Source organism: Streptomyces sp. XY431, from assembly GCF_001279805.1.
Classification (GTDB): Bacteria; Actinomycetota; Actinomycetes; order Streptomycetales; family Streptomycetaceae; genus Kitasatospora; species Kitasatospora purpeofusca.
Genome location: NZ_LGDO01000167.1, coordinates 1 through 6,694 on the forward strand (window position 1 = coordinate 1; position 6,694 = coordinate 6,694).

Consider the following 6,694-nt stretch of genomic DNA (forward strand, 5'->3'; position numbering starts at 1 on the left):
GCCCCCCCTTCGCCCGCGGCCTCGACCACGCCCGCGCCACCCGCCTCACCCTCGTCCCCGGCCTCGAACACCCCGGCGACCCGGCCCAGCCCGACAACCACCACCGCCACTGACCCGACCACCGCCACCGCCGACCCGCGACCCGACCACCGCCGCCGACCCGACCACCGCCGCCGACCCGACCACCGCCACTGAGCAGGCCCGATGCCCGCCCGGGCAGGCCGACTGCACGTTCGGGCGGGGGCGTGTGCAACCTTTCTGCCCGCCCGAGGCATCAATACAGTGTCGGGCGCTGTCCGCCGCCCCGGGCAGCGCCGGTGCGAAAGCTCCGGCGCGGAAATAGAGTTCGTGCACCGATCGCCTCGCCGGGCCCTTTTTCCGCGATTTGTTGCGTTGCTGTGACAATCCTGTGGGAAAACCGGTTCGACCGCCCACGGTCGAGGATTAGCATTCCGACATGGAATCGAACACCCCCCCGATATGGAACTCGCCCGAGGACGAGACGCCGCCGCCGACCCGGAGCTCGCCGCTGCGGCTGGTCCGCCACAGCGCGACCTTCCTGGGCGTCAGTGTGGTGTCCGGCGCGCTGCTGGCGGGCATGGCCCTGCCGGCCGTCGGTGCGCTCGGGCTGTCCGCCAAGAACACGGCGGAGGGGTTCGAGGACATTCCGGACGACTTCAAGACGCCGCCGCTGACCCAGGCGACCCAGATCTTCGACGCCAAGGGCGGGCTGATCGCCAAGGTCTACGAGCGCGACCGCACCGTCCTCACCGCCGAGCAGATGTCCCCGCTGATGCGGCAGGCGCAGGTCGACATCGAGGACGCCCGCTTCTACGAGCACGGCGCCGTCGACCCCAAGGGTGTGCTCCGGGCGATCAGCAAGAACGCGGAGAGCGGCACCACGTCCCAGGGCGCCTCGACGCTCACCCAGCAGTACGTGAAGAACGTCAACGTCGAGAAGGCCGGCGACGACCCGGTGGCGGTCCGGGAGGCGCAGCGCAAGACCCTGGGCCGCAAGATCCAGGAACTGAAGATCGCCATCAAGCTGGAGGAGGACCTGACCAAGGACCAGATCCTCACCAACTACCTCAACATCACCTACTACGGGAACGGCGCCTACGGTGTCGAGGCCGCCTCCCAGCGGTACTTCGGCAAGAGCAACAAGGACCTCACCGTCGCCGAGGCCGCCACCTTGGCGGGACTGGTGCAGAACCCGTCCCAGTACGACCCCAAGGCGCACCCGCAGGCCTCGCTCAACCGGCGCAACACCGTGCTCGACAAGATGCTGGAGAACGGCCACATCACGGCCGACCAGGCCAAGGAGGCCAAGGCCGCGCCGCTGGGCCTGAACTACAAGGAACCGCAGAACGGCTGCATCACCGCCAAGGCGGGCATGGGCTTCTTCTGCGACTACGTCCGGCACGTGGTCAAGCAGGACCCGGTCTTCGGCGCCACCGCCGCCGAACGCAAGAAGCTCTGGGACCAGGGCGGCCTGAACATCCGCACCACCCTCGACCCGGACAAGCAGGCCGCCGCCCAGAACGCGGTCAGCTCCAACGTGCGGGTCACCGACCCGGTGTCGGCCGCCGCCAGCATGGTCGAGCCGGGCACCGGCAAGATCCTGGCGATGGCCCAGACCCGCCCGTACGGCCTCTCCGAGAGCAAGAACCAGACCGTCGTCAACTTCAACGTCGACGCGGCGATGGGCGGCGGCAACGGCTTCCAGCCCGGCTCCACCTTCAAGCCGATCGTGGTGGCCGCCGCCCTGGAAGCGGGCCTGACGCCCGTCCAGGAGTACGCCTCGCCGAACAAGCTCGAGTACCCGACCGTGAAGACCTGCGAGGGCACCTGGAAGAACACCACCAAGCCCAAGGCGGTGGTGCCCAACGAGTCGGCGAACGAGCAGGGGCCGTACCAGCTGAAGGAGGCGATGGCCCTCTCGGTCAACACCTACTTCGTGCAGATGGAGCAGGAGATCGGCCTCTGCGCGGTCAAGCAGATGGCCAACAAGCTCGGCATCGCCACCAAGGCGAGCGGCAAGCCGCTGGAGGAGGTCCCCGCGATGGGCCTGGGCGTCGAGGAGGTCAGCCCGCTGAGCATGGCCGGTGTGTACGCGACGTTCGCCGCCAACGGCAAGTACTGCGCCCCGCTCGCCGTCACCTCGATCACCACCGTCGACGGCAAGGACGTGCCGGTCCCGCCCGCCCGCTGCGAGACGGCCTTCTCCGCGGACACCGCCAAGGTGCTGAACGCCGTCCTCAACGGCGTCACCGAGACCGGCACCGGCCGCGACCTCGGCCTGGAGGGGGACCGCCAGATCGCCGGCAAGACCGGCACCTCCGACAAGAAGAAGGCCGCCTGGTTCAGCGGCTACACCCCGCAGCTCGCCACCTCGGTCTGGATCGGCGGCCCCAACGGCGGTGTGGAGATGCGCAACATCACCATCAACGGCAAGTACCGCAAGGAGGTCTTCGGCGCCGACGGCCCCGGTCCGATCTGGCGCGATGCCATGAACCAGGCCCTGCGCGGGACGCCCAAGCAGACCATGCCGATGGCCGACATCCCCGACCCGGCACCCCGGAAGGACCCGAAGGACGGCGACAGTGCCAGCGGCAGCCCCACGGGTTCGCCGACCGGTTCCCCGACCAACGCCCGCACCGGCGGCGGCCGGACCTCGGCCCCGGCCACCACCCCGGGCCGCCCCCCGGCCAACGCTCCGGCCAACGCCCCGGCCTCGGCGCCGGCCGGTGCTCCCGCCGGTGCTCCGGCCGACGCCGCAGCGAACGCCCCGGCCGGGCAGAACGACTGACGGTGCATCGGGCCCGACCGGTGCGCCGGGCGGGCCCGAGGGAGGGTTGGGCTCTTGGCCAACGGGGCGTCAGAGGGGTTGGGCGTGCCAGCAGTTGGGCATCCGGCCAACGAGGTGCCAGGCCCGACCGTCGGGGCGTGGGGCCCGACGGTCGGGCCTGGGAACTCAGTTGAGCGGACCGCAGGAGTGGGTCTGGCGGGTGCCGTTGTACCAGCGTTCGACGCACACCTGCATGCTGTGCCCAGGTCCGTCGTACCACCAGCCGGAGCCGGCGCCGGTCGAGTGCCAGATCTCCCGGCCGTTGTCGATCAGGCTGAAGCGACACCAGTAGGGGTCGGTCGCCGAGGCCTGGATCGGGTTGGCCTCCATGAAGTCGTGCCACCCGGTGCTGGTCGACTGGAGCTGGATCTCTTCGATGGCGACGCAGGAGCCGCTGCCCACCGTGAAGTTGCCTTCCTGCGCGAAGGCCGGGTTGGCGCCCAACGCGAGGACGGCGGCCGTGCCGAGCGCGGCGGCGAGGCCGAACCTGGTCTTCCTGTCGATGCTCATGCTTGTTCCCTTCGTGGTTTTCCGGCGCTCCGGCTTCCGGGAGCGCTCCTGGCCCGGTGTTCCTGTCGCCAACGGCTCAAGTCCTTCATGTGCGCGCGGTCCCGTGACCCGGGCACGCCAGGACCGCGGTGACCGCGGTGGGTGAACGAGGGCGCATGAGGTCTTCGTTGACAGGAGCGGACGGTCGGTGGTCCGGTACCGGAACCGGTAGGACCGAGCCTGGCAGCGCTCGCACGGGGTCGCACGGAGTTTCGGCGCGGCCCGAAACCGGCCGGTAGCATCAGGGGCGCCGATGGGCACGACACGGGGGTGACGCGGTGCTGAGGCTTCATCTCACTTTCGAGGACCTGTCCAAGGTCACGCTCAACGACTCGCCACCACCGTTGAGCGAGGCCGTGCTGGCCCTGCAGGCGCTCTCCCGCACCGATCAGCACTTACGTTTCGGACCGTGGCGGGAAGGCCTGCAAGGCCGGATACCGGCCGCCGTCCGCCCGCTCCGCGACCTCGTACCGGGCCACGGTTGGATCCCGGACTTCCTCACCCCGGTCCTTCGGGGCGACCCGGGCGACACCGCCGCCGCAGTGGAGGCCGTCCGCGCCACCTCCAGGCGCCGGCTCCGCACTGACCTCATCCGCCTCGGCACCACCACCCGCCTGCCCAGCTGGGTGCGCGGCCTCGCGGACGGCGACAGCGACACCATGACCGCCGTCACCGACGCGCTGACCGCCTGGAACCGGATCGCCGTCACCCCGTACGAGCCCCGCATCCAGGCCGTGCTGGATGCCGACATCGCCCACAAGAGCACTCTCCTGACCCGCCACGGCGTCGACGCCCTGCTCCGCCAGGTACATCCCGCCGTCACCTGGCAACCACCCGTGCTCACCGTGCGATCCCCGACCGACGCGGACGTCGACCTGGCAGGACAAGGCCTGCGTCTGGCCCCGATGCTGTTCTGCGGCCCCCTGCCCCGGGTGCGCCTCGGCGACGACACCGGCAGCCCGACCGTCCTGGCGTACCCGCTGCCCTTCGACCCCCAAAGCGCCCACCCACTCACCGCAGGCCGTCCCGACCCGCGGACCCGCAACGGGGAAGCTCTCGGCAGGCTCCTCGGCGGCACCCGAGCCGCCCTCCTGCGGACCGTCGTCGCCGCTCCCGGACTCACCACCAGCGACCTCGCACACCGCACCGACGTCGCCCTCGCCACCGCCTCCGAACACGCCACCGTGCTCCGCGAAACAGGACTTGTCACCAGCCGACGTGACGGCAACCGCGTCCGTCACTACCCCACCACCGCAGCCGCGGCCCTCCTCCGAGCCCAGTGAGACAACGGAACGCCCGGGACAACCGGCCGCTGCGAGACACAGGCAGGAAGACACCGACCCACCGTGAGCGGACAGTTCGAGGTCCGGTCTGACGGACAGTTCGGATCGGGTGCTGTCCTGATCTGCCTCCGGCGCCTTCGAAAGCCGGTCTGAAACGATCGGTCAGGCCCGGTCAGGCCCGGTCAGTTCCGCTTCGGGGCGGCCGGGACGACCAGCGGGGTGCCGGTCTCCGGGTCGGGGATGATGCGGCAGGGGAGGCGGTAGACCTCCTCCACCAGCTCGGCGGTGAGGATCTCGCCCGGGTCGCCGGCGGCGACCACCCGGCCCTCGCGCGTGACGGTGAGGTGGTCTCGGCTCGGGGTCCGACCCACCCCGGGACCTTCACCACTCCCACCACCGAACAAAGGCACCCCCATGCCCAACCCCGGCTTCCCGACCCCCGGGCGACCCACCCGCCGAACCCTCCTCACCGCCGCCGGCCTCGGCGCCGCACTGGCCGCCTGCGGCAGCGGGGGCGGCAGCAAGGGCGCGGACGGCGGGGGCGCCGACGGCAGGGCCTGGTCCTTCACCGACGACCGGGGCCGGGCCGTCACCGCGAAGAACACCCCGCGCCGGATCGTCGCCTTCACCGGCACCGCCGCCGCCCTGCACGACTTCGGGCTCGGTGACCGGATCGTCGGCGTCTTCGGCGAGACCAGGCGCGCCGACGGCAAGGCCGACCCGGCCGCCGGCAACCTCGACATCGACAAGGTCACCATCGTCGGCAACGCCTGGGGCGAGTTCGGCATCGAGAAGTACGCGGCGCTGCACCCCGACCTCCTGGTCACCCACATGTACGACCCGGACGCCCTCTGGTACGTCCCGGACGAGAGCAAGGACAAGATCCTCGCCCTCGCCCCCAGCGTCGCCGTCACCACCGCCCGGGTTCCGCTGCCCGAGCCGATCAAGCGCTACGCCGCGCTGGCCGAGTCGCTCGGCGCGGACCTGAACGCCAAGCAGGTCACCGAGGCCAAGGCGCGCTTCGAGGCGGCCGCGGAGACCCTGCGGCAGGCCGCGAAGGCCGCCGGCGGGCTCAAGGTGATGGCCGCCTCCGGCAGCGCCGACCTCTTCTGCGTCACCAACCCGTCGCTCAGCACCGACCTGATGTACTTCCGCGACCTGGGCGTCGACTTCGTCGTCCCGGACGCGCTCGACCCGCAGGGCTACTTCGAGAGCCTGAGCTGGGAGAACGCCGGCAAGTACAAGGCCGACCTGATCCTGCTCGACAACCGCAGCACCGCCCTCCAGCCCGCCGACCCCGCGGCCAAGCCCGCCTGGTCCGCGCTGCCCGCGGTCAAGGCCGGCCAGGTCACCCCGTGGGACGCGGTGCCGCGGTTCTCCTGGCTGGGCGCGGCCCCGCTGCTGGAGGGCCTGGCCAAGGCCGTCCAGGGTGCGAAGAAGCTCGGCTGACGCGCGGGTTGTCGAGTGGAGGCGGTGCCGGAGCGGCGGGGGCGACTGCCCGTACGTCCCGCCGCTCCGGCACCGTGTTCCGGTAAGTGCCCCGCCGGGTGCAGGTCCCGGCCGGGCCCCGGTCCGCCCTGCTAGGAGGGGAAGGGCCAGGCCGGGCACCACGGCGGGATGATCTGGCCGGGGTAGGGCGGGCCCCACGGCGGGCACGGCGGCAGCTGCGGCGGCTGCGGCGGCGCGGAGGTCCAGAGGATCTTGCCGTTCAGCTCGACCGCGATCGCGCCCTCGTTGTAGATGGTCAGCTCGGCGCCCCACTTGCCGCCGGTCTGGCTGTTCCACAGCGGGGTGTTGTCGGCGGCGTACACGACGAGGTTGCCGTCGCCCTGGATCACCAGGAACTCGCCGCGGGGCATGGCGCCCTGGGCGACCCAGATCGCCTTGCCGTCGCGGTACAGCACGACGTTGCCGTCGCCCTGCATGGCGAGCACGACCTTGCCGTTCGGCGAGTACCAGGCCTGGTTGCGGCCGATCGAGGTGTTGCCGGGGATGCGGGTGGGCGGGGTGAGCG

At 71.4% G+C, this 6,694-nt stretch carries 5 protein-coding genes and 1 pseudogene; 3 read left to right on the forward strand and 3 right to left on the reverse strand.

From position 1 onward, the window contains the following. Positions 1–457 precede the first annotated feature (457 nt). Entirely contained in the window at positions 458–2,809 is a 2,352-nt protein-coding gene (locus ADK60_RS18755; RefSeq protein ID WP_053647427.1) for a transglycosylase domain-containing protein, read from the forward strand. A 165-nt stretch (positions 2,810–2,974) separates the two neighbouring features. On the opposite strand, the gene ADK60_RS18760 is transcribed toward ADK60_RS18755, so the two are convergent. Then, positions 2,975–3,358, reverse strand: coding sequence for a hypothetical protein (locus tag ADK60_RS18760; RefSeq protein WP_053647429.1), 384 nt, complete (start codon positions 3,356–3,358; stop codon positions 2,975–2,977). Between the two features lie 317 nt (positions 3,359–3,675). On the opposite strand from ADK60_RS18760, the gene ADK60_RS18765 reads away from it, so the two are divergent. Beyond that, positions 3,676–4,680 carry a helix-turn-helix domain-containing protein gene (locus ADK60_RS18765; protein ID WP_063783186.1) on the forward strand — a complete coding sequence of 335 codons (1,005 nt, stop codon included), beginning with the start codon at positions 3,676–3,678 and terminating at the stop codon, positions 4,678–4,680. A 182-nt stretch (positions 4,681–4,862) separates the two neighbouring features. Here ADK60_RS18765 and fecE read toward each other — a convergent pair. Continuing rightward, positions 4,863–5,027, reverse strand: a pseudogene (gene fecE, locus ADK60_RS18770) (Fe(3+) dicitrate ABC transporter ATP-binding protein FecE); the annotation flags it as partial. A 67-nt stretch (positions 5,028–5,094) separates the two neighbouring features. Between fecE and ADK60_RS18775 the strand changes: the two are divergent. Further along, entirely contained in the window at positions 5,095–6,129 is a 1,035-nt protein-coding gene (locus tag ADK60_RS18775; RefSeq protein ID WP_053647435.1) for an ABC transporter substrate-binding protein, read from the forward strand. 131 nt (positions 6,130–6,260) lie between these two features. Here the strand turns inward: ADK60_RS18775 and ADK60_RS18780 are convergent. Then, positions 6,261–6,694, reverse strand: a 434-nt coding sequence (locus ADK60_RS18780; protein ID WP_053647437.1) for a hypothetical protein, incomplete at its 5' end; no start/stop codon positions are given.